The sequence below is a fragment of the Leptospira haakeii genome (assembly GCF_002812045.1).
Lineage (GTDB): Bacteria > Spirochaetota > Leptospiria > Leptospirales > Leptospiraceae > Leptospira_B > Leptospira_B haakeii.
In genome coordinates this window covers 1-902 of record NZ_NPEG01000035.1, presented here as the reverse complement: position 1 = coordinate 902, position 902 = coordinate 1, and the positions used below count along the sequence as shown (strand labels likewise).

Genomic DNA, 902 nt, shown 5'->3' with positions numbered 1-902 from the left:
TTGTATTTCCGTCCGGCTCTAAACAGCGCGTATCGTAGAACTATCTGGCCTTTGAATTACCATGATGTTCCTAAACTAAGAGCTTACCTAGCAGGTCCGAATGATAAGGGAGTTACTAGTTTAAGACTCTCCGGAATTTACGGAAGTGTGGATATAGGGGACACTCTTTATATTGCTGGTGACTCTACTCCTTATACCATCCTGACCGTAGGAGATCCGGATACCGACGGAGCTACTCCGATTACTGTGGACACTCAGCTCCAAACTGCAAATAAGAAGACCACACAAGTATCCATTCCAGGAACTTTAAATGCTCCGGATGTTAGATTGTCTGTGGATAACGCTTTCTATACGGATTGGAATACTCTGAATAACGCTAACGTTACTTCTACGAATTATACTACTGCTTTGGGTCTGCCACTTCTTGTGACCACTCCTATTAACTGTACTACGATTCCTTTCCATCCGCTGAATTGTTTGGGCTTTACTGCGGATATGAATGCAATCAACTGGATGGGGAATTACAATTACGGTGTGGGAGCCTGGAACTCCGGAACGGACGGAGGGACATTTGACTCTTTCCTCGCAAATGGTCTATTCCGCCTAACGGCAACAAATACGAATCGTAGTTATCGTCTGGAATCTAGCACGAATGACTTCGTAGTGAACGAAAACGTTTCTGTTACTACTATCTCAGAACCTCAGACGGTTACTTACGGAGACGTGGCTTTTACAGTTTGGAGGCAGGATAATACTCTCCAAGGTAAGTTCATGCAAATCTCCACAGGTACTGTTTTGACCGGTGGGGCCCAAGTAAAACTCAACACTGCCAATGCAACTGGCAAATTCGTAGTTAAAACAGACTCGGGCAAGGCTGCTATCCTTTGGGAGAATGGAGCGGA

Annotated in this window: 1 pseudogene; it reads left to right on the top strand. The window is 45.0% G+C overall.

Features of this window, described 5'->3' with window-relative positions:
- Positions 1 to 902 (top strand): annotated as a pseudogene (locus CH377_RS19760) (LIC12048 family lipoprotein); the annotation flags it as partial.